This window comes from Nonomuraea gerenzanensis, assembly GCF_020215645.1.
In the GTDB taxonomy this organism is placed as follows: Bacteria; Actinomycetota; Actinomycetes; order Streptosporangiales; family Streptosporangiaceae; genus Nonomuraea; species Nonomuraea gerenzanensis.
The window spans coordinates 6,885,578-6,902,719 of record NZ_CP084058.1; the positions used below are offsets into that span (position 1 = coordinate 6,885,578).

The following is a 17,142-nucleotide window of genomic DNA, read 5'->3' on the forward strand; positions in this document are numbered from 1 at the left end:
GGTCACCGTCACTGTGATGAGCAGGTGATGGCGTGTCAAGACCATTGACGAGGGCCTTGGCGCGTGCTGTGATCACTGGTGCGGACATTCGTCCGTTACGCGGACGCGAGGTGGAGCTGGATGACTGACGGGCCTTTGTCCGGCGTGCTGGTGGCTGACTTCTCCCGGATCCTGGCCGGGCCGTACGCGACGATGCTGCTGGCCGACCTGGGCGCGGACGTGATCAAGGTGGAGGGGCCGCACGGCGACGACACGCGCACGTGGACGCCGCCCGCGCGGGGCGAGGTCTCCACCTACTACCTCGGCGTCAACCGGGGCAAGCGGTCGATCGCGCTGGACCTGCGCGAGGACGGCGACGCGCGGCTGGCCAGGGAGCTGGCCCGGCGGGCGGACGTGCTGGTGGAGAACTTCCGGCCGGGCGGGCTGGCCAGGTACGGGCTCGACTACGCGGCCGTGCGCGCCGCCAACCCGGGGGTCGTGTACGCCTCGATCAGCGGGTTCGGGTCGGGGGCCGGGGCGCGGGTGCCGGGCTACGACCTGATGGTGCAGGCCATGTCGGGCCTGATGAGCCTGACCGGGGAGCCGGACGGGCCGCCGTACCGGGCGGGGATCTCGGTGTTCGACGTGATGGCGGGCAACCACGCCGTCATCGGCGTGCTGGCCGCCCTGCGGCACCGCGACGCGACGGGGCAGGGGCAGCACGTCGAGGTGAACCTGATGTCGTCGGCGCTGACGGGGCTGGTCAACCAGAGCTCGGCGTACGTGGCGGGCGACGTGGTGCCGTTCAGGATGGGGAACGCGCATCCGAGCGTCTTCCCGTACGAGCCGCTGCCCACGGCCGACCACGAGCTGATCGTGGCGGCGGCCAACGACGGGCAGTTCAGGAAGCTGTGCCAGGTGCTCGGGATCCCTGAGGTGGCCGACGACCCGCGCTTCGCGCGCAACGCCGACCGGACGGCGCGGCGCGAGGAGCTGCGGCCGATCCTCGTCGAGCGGCTGGTCACCCGGCCGGCGGACGAGTGGTTCGCGCTGCTGGTGGAGGCCGGGGTGCCGAGCGGGCCGATCAACACGATCGACGGCGGGTTCGCGGCGGCCGAGCGGTTCGGGCTGGAGCCGGTCGTGGTGGTGGGCGAGGGCGAGCGGGCGGTGCCGACGACGCGGCATCCGATCCGCTTCTCCGAGACGCCCGCCGGGTACGCGCTGCCGCCGCCCGAGCTGGACGAGCACGGGGCCGAGCTGCGCAAGTGGCTGGAGGGCGGGCCGCATGCCTGAGCACGGCCAGCCGCCCGCGGACCGGCCCGGCTACCCGACCGCCCTCGGCGCCTCCTCCGCCAAGGAGATCACCCTGCTCGGGCACGACCTGGCCACGGACGTGATGGGCGAGGTGGGCTTCGGCGAGCTGGCGTTCTGGCTGGCCACGCAGCGCCGGCCCGCGCCCGGCGAGGTGCGGGTGTTCGAGGCCGTGCTGGCGGCGCTGGCCGATCACGGGTTCACGCCGACCGCGATCGTGACGCGGCTGACGTACCTGTCGGCGCCCGACTCCGTCCAGGGCGCGCTGGCGGCCGGGCTGCTCGGCGGCGGCTCGCGTTTCCTCGGCGTCACCGAGGACTGCGGCCGCTTCCTGAACGAGGTCGTGGCGGGCCGCGACCCGCTGCCGTGCGACGACTCCGGCTGGGACGCGCTCGCCCTGGAGACCGTACGGGCGCGGCGCGAGTCGGGGCGGCTCATCCCGGGGCTCGGCCACCACGTGCACAAGGACGGCGACCCGCGCACGCCCCGGCTGTTCGAGATCGCGGCGGAGGAGGCGCTGTTCGGGCCGCACCTGTCGCTGTTCGCCGCCATCGGGCGGGTGCATCCGCGCGTGCTCGGCCGGACGCTGCCGCTGAACGGCGCGGGAGCCTGCGGAGCGGCGCTGGCCGACCTGGGGCTGCCGCTGGAGCTGCTGCGCGGGTTCGCGCTGCTGGCCAGGACCGCCGGGCTGATCGGCCAGCTCGCCGAGGAGCTGCGCCGGCCGGTGGCCAACGAGATCTTCCTGTCCGTGGACCTGAACAACCGGTCCGTCCCGCCCGAGCCGTACCCCGATGGAGGCCCGCATGGCTGAGCTCGTCGATGGAGGTCCGCATGGCTGAGGTCGTCGCCGTCATCGCGTCCACGCACCACCCGTTCTACTACCGCGCCAGCACCGCCACCGGCGAGGACCGCCCGCCGTTCGCCGACGAGTGGGTGCGCAAGGTGCTGGCCTTCCGGGAGACGCTGACCAGGGCCAGGCCGGACGTGCTGGTGATGGTCGGCTCCGACCACTTCCACCAGCTCTGGCTGGACAACATGCCGCAGTTCCTGGTCGGCAAGGCGCCCTTCTACGACGCGAACTTCTACAACGAGGAACGCGAGTTCGGCCTGCCCCGCCTGGTGTGCCGGGGGCAGGAGGAGCTGTCGGCGTACATCCTGCGCGAGGGCCTGGACGCCGGGTTCGACCTGGCCTTCTCCAACGAGCTGCGGATCGACCACTCGATCACCTGCCCGATCATCACCCTGCGCCCGCAGAACGACCTGCCGATCGTGCCCGTCTACACCAACATCTTCGCCCCGCCCCTGCCGCAGCCGAAGCGCTTCGTGCAGCTCGGGCGGACCATCAGGGAGCTGGTCGAGTCGTGGCCGGCCGACCAGCGGGTAGCGATCATCGGCACCGGGCACCTGTCGCTGGAGCTCGGCGGGCCGCGCCAGTTCGGGCCGCACGGGCCCGACCCCGAATTCGACCGCAAGGCCGTGGAGTGGATCTCCTCGGGCGACATCGAGGGCTGCCTGGCCGAGGTCACCCTCGACAGCCTCCACCTGCCGGGGAACGCCACCCATGGGTTCATGGACTTCATGCTCATGATGGGCGTGGCGGGCGATGGCCGTAAGGCCGACTACGTGGACACCTACGACCTGTTCCACACCATGGAGGCGTATTTCACCTGGTACCCGGACGGAGGCGGGCGGTCGTGAGCAAGTATCTGCTGAACAAGTTCCTCTTCACCGTCGATCGCGATCCCGAGCTGGTGGAGCGCTACCGCGCCGACCCTCGGGGGACGGTCGAGTGGTGGGAGTCCGCTTACGCCAACCGGATCCTGGGGTGTCATGCGGGTGAGTCGTCCACGTGGTTGCAGTTCGACGAGGTGGAGCGGGAGGCGCTGGGGTCGCATGATTATCCGCGGTTGTTCGAGCTGGGGGCGCATCCGTTCCTGACGTTGACGTTGTTCATCGCGATGTTCGAGCGGGATCATCCGCCGCTCGGGTTTCAGAGGGAGTATGCGCGGCGGGTGGGGCATGTGCGGCTGCCGTATCCGGACATCGCGACCTGATGACCGACCCGCCTGCTGGCCCGCGCGCTGGATCCGTGACGATCGCCGCCCGGATCGAGACCTGCGGGCAGCCGCCCGTCGTGGCCCGTCGCCCCTCCCCCGCGCCCGGAGCCGGGTGGGAGACGGTGCGGGTCCTGGCCGCCCCGATCACCCCGCTGGACCTGCTGTGCGCGAGCGGGACGTCGTACTTCGGCACGCCCGCGCTCCCGTACGTCCCCGGCGTGCAGGGGGTCGGCTCGGTGGGCGGGCGCCTCGTGTGGTTCCCGACGCCGGCGGGGATGGCGGCGGGCGACGGGAGCATGGCGGAGGTGGCGCTGGTACGGGCGGAGGAGCTGGTGGACCTGCCGGCCGACACCGACCCGTTCGCCATGGCGGCACTGGGGTTGTCGGCGGTGGCCGCGTACATGGCGCTGACGTGGCGGGGTGAGCTGGCGCAGGGCGAGCAGGTGCTGGTGCTGGGCGGGGGCGGGGTGGTGGGGCAGGCCGCCATCCAGCTCGCCCGCCTGGCGGGGGCGCGCCGGGTGGTGGCGGCGGCCCGCTCCGAGCGCGGCCTCCAGCGCGCCCGGTGGGCGGGCGCGGACGCCGTGGTCCCGCTGCGGCCCCTGACACCGGACGGCGCGGCAACCACCACCGACGACCCGCGACCCGACGCCAGAACCACCACCGACGACCCGCGACCCGACGCCAGGACCGGCCCCGAGGACGGGCGGCTGGACGCGCGGATCGTCGCCGAGGAGATCGCCGAGGAGGTCGCCGAGCTCGCGCACCGGCTCACCGCCGCCTGTGACGGCCCCGTGGACCTGGTGCTCGACCCCCTCTTCGGCACCCCCGCCGCAGCGGCGGCCCGCACCCTGCGCAACGGCGGACGCCTGGTCAACCTCGGCGGCTCCGCCTCGGAGACCTGCCCCCTCGGCTCCGCCACCCTGCGCAGCCGCTCCCTGCGCGTCCTCGGCTACACCAACAACGAGCTCACCCGGGAACAACGCGCGGCGGCCATCACGTACGTCGCACAGCAGTCGGCGGCCGGACGCCTAAGGGTGGCACACGAGGTCGTCCCACTGGCCGAGGCGGCGGAAGCCTGGCAGCGCCAGGCGTCCGGCACCGCACGCGGCCGCATCGTCCTGCACCCCGGCTGACCCCCCTGCCGACACCCCCGGCCACCCCGCACCTCAGTGCAGGACCAGCGGGGTCTCGGAGGCGATCCGGGTGAGCTTGTGCGGGTTGCGGACGTAGTACAGGCCGGTGATCAGGCCCCCCTCGACGCCGGCCGCGATCACACCGTCGATGCCCCCGTTCACCCGCACGACCAGCGCGGGACTGCCGTTGACCACGGTGGCCTCGCCGGTGAGCCCGACCTGCGCCTTGCCGAGCCCGCCGACGATGAACCGGGCCACCTTGCCCGCGCCGACGATCGGCCGCGGCGCGGCCTGCTTGACGCCGCCGCCGTCACTGATCAGCACGACCTCGGGGGCGAGCACGTCCAGCAGCCCCTGCAGGTCGCCGGTCTCGAACGCGCGGCGGAACGAGTCCAGCGCCGCCCTGGCAACCCCCGGTGACACCACCTCGCGAGGCCGTCGGGCATCGACGTGCCGGCGCGCCCGGTGGGCGATCTGCCGCACCGCCACCGGGCTCTTGCCCACCGCGGCCGCGATCTCCTCGTACCCGACGTCGAACACCTCGCGCAGCACGAACACGGCCCGCTCGGTCGGCGCCAGCGTCTCCAGCACGAGCATCAGCGCCATGGACACGCTCTCGGCCAGCTCGGCGTCCTCGGCCACGTCCGGCGCGGTGAGCAGCGGCTCGGGCAGCCACGAGCCGACGTACTCCTCCCGGCGGCGCTTCACCGAGCGCAGCCGGTCCAGTGACCGCCTGGTCGTGATCCGGACCAGGTAGGCGCGATGGTCGTGCACCTGCTCCAGATCGACCCTCATCCACCGCAACCAGGTCTCCTGCAGCACGTCCTCGGCGTCGGCGGCCGAGCCGAGCATCTCGTAGGCGACGGTGAACAGCAGGTTGCGGTGGGCGACGAACGCCTCGGTGGCGGAGTCGGCCGGGCCGCCGCCGGCGAACGGCTCGCCGGTGGCGGGCGTCGGCTCGCTGCGCTCGTCCATGGTGCGGCTCCTGTCTGTTCAGCGTGTCCCTTCATGCACGAGACGCCGCCCGCCGCCGCGGCGTGACACCCGCTCGACGTGGCACAGGTCACATCTTCGCGGTGTCACAAGTCCCGAGGCTGCCTGCGTCTCATGGGCGTCACAACACCGTAGAGGGAACGGAGACAGCGTCATGAGCAAGGTCTGGTTCATCACCGGTTCGTCGCGTGGTCTGGGACGGCAGTTCGTGGAGGCCGCCCTGGGACGTGGTGACAAGGTGGCCGCGACCGCCAGGAACACCGCGAGCCTGGACGACCTGGTGACCGCCTACGGCGACGCGGTGCTCCCGCTCGCGATGGACGTCACCGACAGGGCCGCCGTCCTCGACGCCGTCGGGCGGGCCAAGGAGCACTTCGGCCGGCTGGACGTCATCGTGAACAACGCCGGTCACGCCCAGATCGGCGCGGTCGAGGAGCTGACCGAGCAGGACCTGCGCGACCAGATGGAGACGAACCTGTTCGGCGCGGTGTGGGTGGTCCAGGCCGTGCTGCCCCACCTGCGGGAGCAGGGCTCCGGGCACATCATCCAGTTGTCGTCGGCGGCGGGGCTCATCGCCATGCCGCTCGGTGGCGCGTACCACGCGTCCAAGTGGGCGCTGGAGGGCCTGAACGAGGCGCTGGCCGGGGAGGTCGCGGGCTTCGGGATCAAGGTGACGATCGTGGAGCCCGGCGGGTTCGCCACCCGGGACGGCAAGAACCCGGACCCGCTGGCCAACGGGCACCTGGCCACTCCCGACCCGGCCTACGACGCCCTGCGCGCGCGCCTGGGCGCGGTCGCCGGCAAGCAGCCCGCCGGGGACCCTGCCGCTGCCGCCCAGGCGCTGCTCAAGCTGGCCGACTCCGCCAACCCGCCGCTGCGGGTGCTGTTCGGGCAGGGCTTCTACCCGATGATCCAGCAGGCGTACGCGGACCGGCTCAAGACCTGGGACGACTGGCAGGACCTGTCGGCCGAGGCCCACGGCCCCGCCAAGGTCTGACGGCGGATCAGCCCCGGGCGAGCTGCGCCACTCCCGAGCGCGGCGACGACAGCACCGGGACACCACCGCCCGCCTCCCCCACGATCCGGGCCATCGACGCCTGGGCCAGCACCACCACGTCCACCTGCCCCGCCAGCTCGCGGAACCCGCCGAGGACCAGGGCGTCGTGCCGGGCGGCGTCCCCGGCCCGCAGCGCCTCGAACGCCCCCTCGCACAGCCGCGGGACGACCTCCCGCTCCACCTCGCTGCGCGCCGCCGCCCGCTGGACCGCCCGCGTGGTGGGGCCGAGGGTGGTGGCGAGCGTGGCCAGCACCCCGATCCGGGCGCCCGCCCGTACGGACTGCTCGGCCATCGGCTCGTCGATCCGCAGGATCGGCAGCCCGGCGAACGGTCGTGCCCGCTCGGCCGCCTCACCGATGGACGAGCAGGTCACCAGCAGCGTGCCCGCGCCCGACTCCTCGGCGTAGGCGGCGTAGGCCACCACCCGGCGCAGCACGTGCGGCGGCGGGCCGCCTGCGGCGATGCTGTCCTGGAGCAGGCTCTCGTCCACGAAGTGCAGGATCCGGGCGTCGGGGCGCACCTCGGCGGCCAGCTCGGCGAGAGGGGCGGCGAGGGCGGGCACGGTGTGCAGCATCGCGATGGCCACGCGGTCTCCCACCACCGGGCGGCTCATCGGGTGGTCCACGGGCGGGCGGCTCATCGGGTGGTCCACGGGCGGGCGTGCTCGTCCACGATGGCCGCCAGCCGGCGCAGGCGCGGCACGGAGCGGGCGCGCAGCTCGGCGGCGAGGTCCGCCGAGCCCACCACGTCGCTCCAGACGGCCCGCCCGGCCAGCATGCCCGACGCCCCGGCCCGGCACGCGGCCCGCACGGCGGCGGGGAAGTCGTCGCGCTCCACCCCCTGCGAGAGCACCACCCACGGCACGGGGATCACCTCGTCGAGCCGCGCGCACTCCTCGACCAGCCGCTCCTCCGGCGCCGCCCCGCCCAGCGGGACCTGCGCCTTGTACAGGCTCGGCCGCAGCCCGGCCAGCTCCCTGGCCGCCTCCCGGATGGCCGCGGGCCCGTCGAAGCCGGTGGCGCCGGCGGCCGGCTTGGCGACGCCTTCGAGCACGGACAGCAGCCCGGCGCCCGCGCACCGCCGTACGAACTCGGCGGCGAGCTCCAGCCGCCGCCCCCGCCGCTCGTCGTCGCGCCAGATGAGCAGCAGCTTGGCCGCCACGGCCCCGGCCTCGCGGGCGTCGTCCAGATCGACCCGCTCGTCGATGCCGGTGTCCTCCACCGGCCCGTCGGCCTCCTGCTCCAGGCTGTCCACGGCGACGATCAGCCCTCCGGGCACCATCCCCTCGGCGGCCACCTGCCCGAACCCGTAGTCCTGGTCGATGAGGAACCCGGACGCGTGCGGCCCCAGCTCCCTGGCCACCGTCAGCTTGAACGACGTCAGCCGCTCGTCCCCCACCCGCTGCCCGAGGGCCGCCGTGAACATCTGCCTGAGGCTCTCCCGCTGGTCCATCGCGACCATCGCGAACGCGCCTGACGGGCGGGCCAGCAGGTCGAGCGTCGGGGCCGAGGTCATGGTCATGCGTGCTCCTGTGGTGATCGGGCTGTGCGGCGGAAACGGTCGTAGAGGGGCTGGTAGGCGGCTCCGAGGCCGGGGTCGGGCGGCAGGTGTTCGCGGGGCAGGACGGGCACGTCGTCCAGGGAGCCGCCCGCCTGCCCGGCGATGAGCGCGGCTCCCGCGCAGACGGCGTCGTCTGCCCGCACCACCTCGACGGGCACCGGCGAGAGCGCTGCCTTGACCCGCGTCCAGAGCGGGATCCTGACCTGACCGCCGAAGACGGCCAGGCGTTCGGGGGTGGTGCCGGTCAGGGCGGTGAGCTCGTCCAGGATCCAGCGGCTGTGCAGGCACGTCCCCTCGATCGCGGCCGCCAGCAGGTCGCCGGCGCCGTGCCCGGCCGCGATCCCGGCCCAAGCCATCCGCCGGTCCCGATCGGGCGCGGGCGCCACCCTGCCGCGCAGGTACGGCTCCACCAGGATCCCGGTCGGTAACCGGACACCGGCCAGCAGACCGGACAACGCCGCGTACCCACCCGTCCCCTCCGCGCGCCGCGCGGCCCCGCCGCCGGGACCCGGCTGCGTGCCGTCCTGTCCAGAGCCAACGGAAGCGCCGCTCGCGGGCGCGGGGGCGGGGGCAGGGCCGAGCAGGCCGAGCAGGCCGAGGAGCCAGTCCACCACCGCCCCGCTCGTCGCCAGCCCGCCCACCAGCACCGTACGCGCCCCGTCCAGCGACGGATCGGCCGTCACCCCCGTCGCCAGCCCCACTCCCGCCTCGGGCCACCGCTCGGCGGGCATCATCACGGCCTCAGCCGTCCCCAGCGAGTCGGCCACATCCCCCGGCCTCCGCACCCCCGCCGCCCAGCCCCCGACCGCATGATCATGTCCGGCGATCACCACCGGCGTCCCGGCCGGCACGCCGCGCACCCGCGCCACCACCCCGCCGACCGGCTCCACCGCCGCCTGCACGGCGGGCAGCCGCTCACTCCCCAGCCCGGCCAGCCGGAGCAGCTCCACGTCGTAGTCCCCGCGCTCGACCGAGTACCCCAGCGTGCGCGCCGCCAGCGTCGCGTGCGTCCGCAACACCCCCGTCAGCGCGTACGCCACCGCGTCCGGCACGCTCGCCCACCACCGCATCGCCCGCAGCACGTCCCCCGCATGCGCCCGCAACCACAACCACTTGGCCAGCGGCGCCTTGGCGTCGGCCCACCGCCCGGTCCGCGCGTACAGCGCTTCCGCGTCCAGGCCCAGCCCGGCGATCTCGGCCGCACCGCGCGGATCGTTCCACCACCACAGTGGGGTGAGCGCGTCACCTGACGCGTCGAGCGGCACCCCGGTCTCGGCCATCCCGGCGATCCCGATCGCCGCCGGCGCCAGCCCGGCCCGCTCGGCGCACTCCTCCAGCCCCCGCACCACCACGTGCACGAGCGCGGGCAACTCCCGGGGGGTGGCGCGGCGCACGGCGGCCACGCAGCCGCCCCGCTCGTCGAAGAAGCCCACCTTGACGTGGGTGGTGCCCACGTCGATCCCGGCGGTCAGTGCTCGCATGGTGTCACTATAAGTCCAAAAGTTGGCGCAAACCTGCCAACTTCTGCGCCATAATCTCCATATGACCGGCGACGCCACCCTCCGCTACACCTCGGCCCCGCACCGCCGCGAGGCGATCCTGCGCCGCATCGAGGTGGACGGGTACGTCGCCGCCGCCGATCTGGTCACCGAGCTGGGCGTCTCCTCGAACACCGTCCGCCGCGACCTGCGCAGGCTGGCCGGCGACGGCCTCATCAGGGCCGTCCGCGGCGGTGCCACGGCGGCGGACGCGTCCGCCCCGCCCTTCGCCGACCGCTCAGGCCAGGCCGCCGACGCCAAGCGCGCGATCGCGGCGGCGGCCGTCCGGCATGTTCAGCCGGGCACCGCCGTGGCGCTCGACTCGGGCACCACGACGCTGGAGATCGCCAAGCTGCTGCCCGTCGACGCCGGCCTCACGGTGATCACCCACTCGCTGCCCGCCATCGCCGTGCTCGCCCCCAGGCCGGACATCACGCTCATCGGCATCGGCGGCCAGTACGGCAGGGACACCCGCTCCTTCGGCGGCCCGGAGACGCTGGCGGCGCTGGAGCACCTGAGCGTGCGCACGCTGTTCCTGGCGGCCACCGCGCTCGACGGCTCGGGCGTGTACGGGGCGACGCCGTACGAGGCCGAGACCAAGCGCCGCCTCATCGCCATCGCCCGCAGCACGGTCGTCGTCGGCGACGCGCGCAAGTTCGCACTGAGCGCCCCCATCCGGGTGTGCGGCTGGGACGCCGCCGAGCGCCTGGTGACGGACGGCGTGCCGGCCGGTTTCTCAGGCGTCGAGACAGAGCTCGCCCGATAGGCGATCCACGCCCGCCCGTTCCCTGCGGCATTCGTCTCACTCCGAGCCGTGGCGGCCATTCCTGAATGCCAGGGAGTCGGCAGGTAACAAGTCCTTGACAAACCTCACAAACGCCCAATACTCTCCAGCCAAAATTTAATCGATTCAATCAGCGGAGCTCGTCACCATGAGACCCCCCAGCAGCATCCGCCGCGCGTTAGCCTCAGGTCTGGCGGCCCTGCTCTGCCTGCCGCTCACAGCCGTGCCCGCGTCAGCCGACGCCAGGGGCGGCCACCGCGACGGCATCAGGCTCGAACACCTCGACCGCGGCCTGGTCGCCGCCTCCACCAGCGAAGGCGTCTTCCTGAGCTGGCGCCTCCTCGGCGAGGAGGTGACCGGCGCGGGCGCCACGGGCATGACGGGCGCCGACTTCCGCGTCTACCGCGACGGCCGCCCCATCGCCACGGTGACCGACAGCACCAACTACCGCGACGCCGCCGGCACGGCCGCCTCCGAGTACCGGGTGGCCCCGATCGTCAAGGGCCGGGAGGGCCGCCGCAGCGCTGCGGCGAAGCCGTGGATTAAAACGTTTTACGATCTCCCGCTGAAGAAGCCCGCCGACGGGGTGACCCCCATGGGCGAGGCTTACACGTACGCCGCGAACGACCTGAGCGTGGGCGACGTGGACGGCGACGGCCAATACGAGTACGTGGTCAAGTGGGACCCGTCGAACTCCAAGGACGTCTCGCAGCGCGGCTACATCGGGAACACCTACCTGGACACGTACGAGCTGGACGGCACCCTGCGCTGGCGCCTCGACCTGGGCGTGAACATCCGCTCGGGCGCCCACTACACGCAGTTCCTGGTCTACGACTTCGACGGCGACGGCCGCTCGGAGACGATGCTCAAGACCGCCCCCGGCACGAAGATCATCCGCTACGGGCCCGACGGCCAGGTGGTGTCCGAGCGGTACATCACGATGCCGCGCGCCGACGTCAAGGCCGGATACGCCAACACCGACGACTACCGTAAGAGTGCCGTGGACTATTTCGACCATGTTGTCGACATGTTCGCGAACTGGCACGCGCATCCTGAAGTCGTCGCGGGGCACTGGCCGGCCACGCTGGAAGAGGCGTTCGGCATCCCCAAGAAGTACGCCTACCCGCTCTCCCATGCCGACGCCGTCGAGCTGGCCACCTACTTCGTCGACGTCTACGCGCCGAGCCGCAGCGGCAACAACCGGCTGCGGGAGTTCAACGGGTTCGTCCTGACGGGGCCCGAGTACCTGTCGGTCTTCGACGGCGCCACCGGCCGCGAGCTGCAGACCATCCACTACAAGCCGGGGCGCGGCGACGACGGACTGCTGTGGGGCGACTACGCGATGGCCAGGGTCGAGCCGGGCAACCGGGTGGACCGCTTCCTGTCATCCGTGGCCTACCTCGACGGCAAGCGCCCCTCGGCCATCTTCGCGCGCGGCTACTACACCCGTACCACGCTGGTCGCCTACGACTGGAACGGCAGGCGGCTCAAGGAGCGCTGGTACGTCGACAGCGGCCACGCCCCCATGGCCAACCCGTTCAACTCAGGGCCGCACGGCGTGGACGGCAGCAACCCCGAGTACGCCAAGCTCACCACCCAGGGCTTCCACTCGATGAGCGTGGCCGACGTGGACGGCGACGGCAAGCAGGAGGTCGTGTACGGCGCCGCCACCATCGACGACGACGGTGACGTGCTCTACTCCTCCTTTGCGCAGGCCCCTCCGGAAAGCGCATTCCCAGGCCAGCACCTCCGCCTCGGCCACGGCGACGCCATGCATGTCGGCGACTTCGACCCGGACCGGCCCGGCCTGGAGATCTGGACGGTGCACGAGGGCGGCCGCTCGGCCCCGTACGGCTGGGCGCTCCGCGACGCGGCCACCGGCCAGGTCATCCACGGCGGCTACAGCGGCGTGGACACCGGCCGCGGCATGGTCGGCGACATCGACCCCGCCGTCCGCGGCGTCGAATCCTGGTCGTCCATGCCGCCCGACCAGGCCGTCCAGGCGGGCCTGTGGTCCGCCCGCGGCGACCACCTGGGCCGCAACGCGCCCGGCACGAACATGAGCATCCGCTGGGCCGCCGACATGACCACCCAGCTCGTCAACGGCACCGCCACCACCGTCCTGCAGACGCCGACCATCGACGACTACAAGCGTGGCACGCTGCTGACCGCCGAGGGCACCCTGACCAACAACTGGACCAAGGGGAACCCGGGGCTGGTGGCCGATGTGTTCGGTGACTGGCGGGAGGAGCTGCTCGTTCGTACCGCTGACAGCGGCGCGATCCGGATGTACGTCAGCACGGAGCTGACCGATCGCAAGCTGTACACGCTGATGCACGATCCGCAGTACCGGGTCGAGGTGGCCCGGCAGCAGACCGCTTACAACCAGCCTGCTTATCCGAGCTTCTACCTCGGCTCGGACATCGACTGGTCGAAGGTTCCCGTACCGAACCTGAAGTGATCCCCGAGAAAGGCCGGCCTCCGGGCCGGCCTTTCGCCTGCGACGGGACGCACGCCCGCACGCGGCCCGGCCCCTCCCCCGTGCCCGGACGCGGCAAGCCCTTACCGAACGGCCTCCCGCTTCGCCACCGCATCTCCCTGCGATAGCCGAAGCTTCCGTGACTCCCACGCCCAACCCGCCGTGACGAGCAGCATGACGCTGACCAGCAGCCCCGAGATCACCCCGGCCTCATAGGTGCCCACCTCATCGGTCAGCTCGAGCAGAAAGGCCACCCCGTCGAAGGCCGACACCGTGGCACCGCTCCCGGCCGCGAAGCCAAGAACCCCTACGACCACGGCAACGGTCCGACCGGCGACCGGCGGCACGAACCGGGCCACCTGCGCCGCCAGTAACCCCGCAAAACCGACACCGACGCCGGCCAGCACCGGAACGACCACCATCGCGTCGTCATCCAGCATGTCCTCGAACTCCTCCCACGCGAGTCCGGAGTCCATCAGGCCGACCAGGCCGAGCACGGCGACGACGGCCATCATCACGGCCACCCCCTTGTGCTGCCACCCCCGCGCGGGGGCCGCCTCAAGGACCTTGGTCTCGCCCGGCCCGCAGCCCGGCCCCGGCTGCCGGCGTCCGAGCATGGTCAGGGCCTCCTCGACTGCGGGCCGCCGGGCGGGGTCCTTGTCGAGCAGCCGGGTGATGAGCGGTGCGAGCCGGCCCGCTCGCCGCGGCGGCGGAGGCTCCTCCAGCAGAACGGCGGTCAGTGCCGCCGGCTGGGTGGTGCGGTGGAACGGGGAGACACCCTCGACTGCCTGGTAGAGGGTCACACCAAGGGAGAACAGGTCGCTGGTGGGCAGCCCGTCGATGCCGCGCAACCGCTCGGGAGCCATGTACTCGGGTGAGCCGATGAGCATCCCGGCGGTCGTCAGGGTCGTGTCGGTGTCGTGGACCGCGATCCCGAAGTCGGTGAGCAGCACCCTGCCGTCACTGGCGAGCATCACGTTGGCGGGTTTGATGTCGCGGTGCACGATGCCCGCCCGGTGCGCCGCGCCGAGCGCCGCCAGCAGCGCCCCGGCGACCTGCTCGGCCTGCTCCACCGGCAGCGGCCCCAGCGTCTCGAGGTGCTCGGCCAGCGATCTGCCGTCGATCAGCTCCATCACGATCCAGGGCAGGCCGTCCCTGACGATGTCGTGGATGGCCACCACGTTCTCGTGCGCCCGTAACCGGACGGCGTTCCTGGCCTCGCGCTCGGTACGCTCCAGCCGCTTGTCCTGCTCGGCCTGCGACATCCCGGGCAGCAGCCGCAGTTCCTTGATCGCCACCTCGACGTCCAGGACCTCGTCGTGCGCCCGCCAGACCTGCCCGAACCCGCCCGCACCCAGCACCGCGATCAGCCTGTATCGCCCGCCGACCCGGTAACCGGGCTGCGCCGCGGTCATCGCCACCCCGCCGGCCTCACACCGCCCGACAGCTGATCGAGGTACGGCCGGTCGGTTGATGTCGCTATCTTGAGCAGCCAGGCGTTGGAGGTGAGGCCAGGCTCCAGGCCACCGCACTCCGAACCACCGGGCCCCGAACCGCCGGACGCCAGGCCGACGGGCCCCGAACCGCCGGACGCCGAACCACCGGGCCCCGAACCGCCGGACGCCGGGCCGCCGGGCGCGGTGGCGCGGGCGCGTCCCGACACAGCGAAGTCACCGAAGATCACGCAGAGGAGTCTCCCGGACGCCCACGACCCGCCGCAACCGCTTCCCGCACGCCCGCCCCGCCGCAGCCGCGCACTCCACAGGCACGCCTCACGCCGAGCCGCCCCCTCACCAGCCAGACACTCCACCGCGCGCCTGGCGCCCAGCCGTCCCCTCACGCCAGCCACCCCAACAGGCACACGCCTGGCGCCGAACCGCCAGTTAGCAGCCAGTCACCCCGCACGCACGCCTGGCGCCCAGCCGCCCCCTCACCAGCCACCTAGGCACGTGGCCTGACGGATCACCAGGCGCCCAGGCGCGCCCGCCCCGCCTCCACACCTCAGCCCCGAGGCGGCTCGACCGACCGCCCCGCACGGCAACCGCCCGATCGCGACTCGACCGACCGCCCCGCGCCCGAACCTCACCCGCTCAATCCACCCGCGAACGGCATCGTCCGCCACTGCTCGACAGCCGGCTTCAGGTACTCCAGCAACACCGGCAGCTGAGGCACCATCGACAGAACGGCGACGGCCCGCAACATACCGACGGCGTTCACGAAGCCCAGCACGTCCGCGTTCAGCGGCCTCATCCCGATGCGCTCGGCACCACGGTTGTACGCGGACTCGCAGGCGGACCCCAGCGCGGCCAGGTCCCACTCGACGGGGCCCAGCGTGACCAGCTCGAAGTCGGAGTAAAGGTTGCCGTCCACCCCGTGGAAGATGTTCGCGGGCGGGGAGTCGCCGTGGACGGGCTGGAGGTCGATCCCCGGGAACGCGTGCTCGAACGCCGCGCGTGAACGTACGAGAGGCTCCAGGACCTGCCACTCACGGCGCGCGCGGTCGAGGTCGGCGGCGTCGAGGAGGTCGGGCCGCTCGCCGAGGAGAGCGAGGCTGTCCGTGACGAAGTGCGGCTCGGCCGCCGAAAGGAACCCCAGCTCGCCCGGGTACGCACGCATCGCGGCGTGCAGGGCGGCGACGCTCTCCGCGTTCGCCTCGTAGTCGGGCTCCCTGTCCCGATCCTCCTCGACGAACTGCCAGAACGTCATCGAGAAACCGTCACGCTGGACGGGCCGCCGCGGCACGAGGGGACTCGGCGGGATCACCGGAGTTCCCTGGTCCCCGAGCCACTGGGACACGTGCAGCTCCGCCTGCTGACGAACCGCCTGGGCGGCGAGGCCCACCTGGGGCGACACCACCGTGGGCACCCGGACCACTACCGGTGAGGGCGCCAGGTGGACCACGACGGAGAACAGGTCGTGCAGCACCTTGGCGTCCGTGACAAGCAGCCCCAGCTCGCGGCCCGCTGCGACGGCGGCGTCGAGGGCGGCGGAGGTGCGGGCGACAAGCTGCGCCGGTGTCAGGAAATCGCTCATCGCTAGATCGTTCCATGCTTCAGGACGACCTCGCGCACCCAGACAACACGCCACCCGGCTTTGCCCACGCCTGCTTGAAGTGCGTTGGTGTGCATCACCGCCTCGAACCGCCCCCGCGCACCACCGGCACATCACCTCGCACACCACCTCGCGCATCCGCCCCGTCCACGCCGCGCACCACCTCGCGCATCCGCCCCTGGAACCACTCCGGCCACCACTGCACACAGCACCCGCGCGGCACCCCACCCGCACCAGTCCACACACCACCCGCGCGCCACCCCACCAGTACCACTCCACACACCACCCGCGCACCACTCCCCACATCCCCCGCGCCACCACCCCGCACCGCTCCAGGCACCACTCCGCGCATCCGCCTCCTCGGAACAGCGGGCGATCCGCTCAGAAAGCAGCCCGGACGCAGACATGCGTAAAGGGCGCCCTCCGTCAGGAGAGCGCCCTTTACGCAAAAGTTCGGGGACAAGACCCGGGTTGCGTCAGTGACCGGCGTTCTTGACCGACACCGGCTGCGTCATGGTGCTGGTGTCCTTCTCGGCCCACGCACCGGTGGAGAAGGCCACGGGGTGGCTCTTCTTGCCGACGCCGTCGCCCCACTTGGTCACGACGTACTCGATCTTGATGTGGCCCTCGCCACCGACGCCGTCCACACCCAGGGTGTCCGGGTTGAACTTGCCGCCGGTCAGCTCGGCGAAGGTCTTGGCGTCGAGGTCGAGCATGACGCCACGGTTGGAGGGGTCGCCGGGGCCGCGGTCACCCACGAAGAAGGGCATCTTCTTGCCCTTGTAGACGACGTAGCCCTCGGTCATGAGGGGCCAGCTGGGGCTGGCGACCAGACCCTTCTGCATGGGCTTGCCGGCAGCCGGAAGGCCGGTGTCACCGGCGCGGCCGGAGGCGTCGTCCCAGAAGTACGAGGCCGTGGTCGAGCCCTTGAGCAGGCTCCTCTGGTCGGTGTTGCCAGAGTCGGCGTGCGCCGCGGTCGAGCCAACCGTCAGCGCCGTGGCAGCGGACGCGGCGAGCATGGCAATGGCACGCAGGCGAGCAGACATACTGAATTCAGGTCCTTTGTTAGGGGACGGGAACGTGCGCTCGCTAGACGGACGTAGCCGGGCAGCACGCCGTACGGTCGCTACGTGGAGCGCAGGAGAATCCATGGGTCGGATTCGAGAAACCGGGAGTCCCCGCCTTCCTTCGTTAGGAAAG

Annotated in this window: 15 protein-coding genes; 8 read left to right on the forward strand and 7 right to left on the reverse strand. The window is 72.4% G+C overall.

Annotation, left to right across the window (positions count from 1 at the left end):
* The first annotated feature begins 120 nt into the window (after nucleotides 1–120).
* The 5 genes from LCN96_RS32190 to LCN96_RS32210 are packed head-to-tail and all read left to right on the forward strand — an operon-like array spanning nucleotide 121 to nucleotide 4,480.
* Nucleotides 121–1,272 (forward strand): CaiB/BaiF CoA transferase family protein, encoded by a 1,152-nt coding sequence (locus LCN96_RS32190; protein WP_225266183.1) that lies wholly within the window; start codon nucleotides 121–123, stop codon nucleotides 1,270–1,272.
* Nucleotides 1,265–2,101 carry a citryl-CoA lyase gene (locus tag LCN96_RS32195; protein ID WP_225266184.1) on the forward strand — a complete coding sequence of 279 codons (837 nt, stop codon included), beginning with the start codon at nucleotides 1,265–1,267 and terminating at the stop codon, nucleotides 2,099–2,101. The genes LCN96_RS32190 and LCN96_RS32195 overlap by 8 nt, the downstream gene beginning before the upstream one ends.
* Before the next feature lie 20 nt (nucleotides 2,102–2,121).
* Nucleotides 2,122–2,988, forward strand: coding sequence for a DODA-type extradiol aromatic ring-opening family dioxygenase (locus tag LCN96_RS32200; protein WP_225266185.1), 867 nt, complete (start codon nucleotides 2,122–2,124; stop codon nucleotides 2,986–2,988).
* Nucleotides 2,985–3,344, forward strand: coding sequence for a hypothetical protein (locus LCN96_RS32205; protein ID WP_225266186.1), 360 nt, complete (start codon nucleotides 2,985–2,987; stop codon nucleotides 3,342–3,344). The genes LCN96_RS32200 and LCN96_RS32205 overlap by 4 nt, the downstream gene beginning before the upstream one ends.
* Nucleotides 3,345–3,379: 35 nt before the next feature.
* Entirely contained in the window at nucleotides 3,380–4,480 is a 1,101-nt protein-coding gene (locus LCN96_RS32210; RefSeq protein ID WP_225266187.1) for a zinc-binding dehydrogenase, read from the forward strand.
* A 33-nt stretch (nucleotides 4,481–4,513) separates the two neighbouring features.
* Here LCN96_RS32210 and LCN96_RS32215 read toward each other — a convergent pair whose 3' ends face one another.
* Nucleotides 4,514–5,455: an RNA polymerase sigma-70 factor gene (locus tag LCN96_RS32215; protein ID WP_225266188.1), complete on the reverse strand. Its 942-nt coding sequence runs from the start codon at nucleotides 5,453–5,455 to the stop codon at nucleotides 4,514–4,516.
* 172 nt (nucleotides 5,456–5,627) lie between these two features.
* Here LCN96_RS32215 and LCN96_RS32220 point away from each other — a divergent pair, with 172 nt between their 5' ends.
* Nucleotides 5,628–6,470 carry an SDR family NAD(P)-dependent oxidoreductase gene (locus LCN96_RS32220; RefSeq protein ID WP_225266189.1) on the forward strand — a complete coding sequence of 281 codons (843 nt, stop codon included), beginning with the start codon at nucleotides 5,628–5,630 and terminating at the stop codon, nucleotides 6,468–6,470.
* Nucleotides 6,471–6,477: 7 nt separating this feature from the next.
* Here LCN96_RS32220 and LCN96_RS32225 read toward each other — a convergent pair whose 3' ends face one another.
* From LCN96_RS32225 to LCN96_RS32235, 3 genes are read right to left on the reverse strand one after another with little or no spacing between them, the layout of a single operon-like run.
* Nucleotides 6,478–7,170, reverse strand: a complete 693-nt coding sequence (locus tag LCN96_RS32225; RefSeq protein ID WP_225266190.1) for an aspartate/glutamate racemase family protein — start codon at nucleotides 7,168–7,170, stop codon at nucleotides 6,478–6,480.
* Nucleotides 7,167–8,051, reverse strand: coding sequence for a hypothetical protein (locus LCN96_RS32230; RefSeq protein WP_225266191.1), 885 nt, complete (start codon nucleotides 8,049–8,051; stop codon nucleotides 7,167–7,169). The genes LCN96_RS32225 and LCN96_RS32230 overlap by 4 nt, the downstream gene beginning before the upstream one ends.
* On the reverse strand, nucleotides 8,048–9,571 hold the full coding sequence (locus LCN96_RS32235) for an FGGY-family carbohydrate kinase (RefSeq protein WP_225266192.1): 1,524 nt from the start codon (nucleotides 9,569–9,571) through the stop codon (nucleotides 8,048–8,050). Before LCN96_RS32235 ends, LCN96_RS32230 begins: the two co-directional genes overlap by 4 nt.
* A gap of 61 nt (nucleotides 9,572–9,632) precedes the next feature.
* Between LCN96_RS32235 and LCN96_RS32240 the strand changes: the two genes are divergently transcribed.
* Nucleotides 9,633–10,394, forward strand: coding sequence for a DeoR/GlpR family DNA-binding transcription regulator (locus LCN96_RS32240; RefSeq protein ID WP_225266193.1), 762 nt, complete (start codon nucleotides 9,633–9,635; stop codon nucleotides 10,392–10,394).
* 166 nt (nucleotides 10,395–10,560) lie between these two features.
* Entirely contained in the window at nucleotides 10,561–12,873 is a 2,313-nt protein-coding gene (locus LCN96_RS32245) for a rhamnogalacturonan lyase (protein ID WP_225266194.1), read from the forward strand.
* 101 nt (nucleotides 12,874–12,974) lie between these two features.
* On the opposite strand, the gene LCN96_RS32250 is transcribed toward LCN96_RS32245, so the two are convergent.
* The 3 genes from LCN96_RS32250 to LCN96_RS32260 form a co-directional block, all read right to left on the reverse strand.
* Complete coding sequence (locus LCN96_RS32250) at nucleotides 12,975–14,306, reverse strand: serine/threonine-protein kinase (protein ID WP_225266195.1); 1,332 nt, start codon at nucleotides 14,304–14,306, stop codon at nucleotides 12,975–12,977.
* A 667-nt stretch (nucleotides 14,307–14,973) separates the two neighbouring features.
* A complete protein-coding gene (locus tag LCN96_RS32255; RefSeq protein WP_225266196.1) occupies nucleotides 14,974–15,924 on the reverse strand; it encodes a phosphotransferase family protein in 951 nt (316 codons plus the stop codon).
* A gap of 494 nt (nucleotides 15,925–16,418) precedes the next feature.
* Entirely contained in the window at nucleotides 16,419–16,988 is a 570-nt protein-coding gene (locus tag LCN96_RS32260; protein ID WP_225266197.1) for a hypothetical protein, read from the reverse strand.
* Nucleotides 16,989–17,142: the final 154 nt, after the last annotated feature.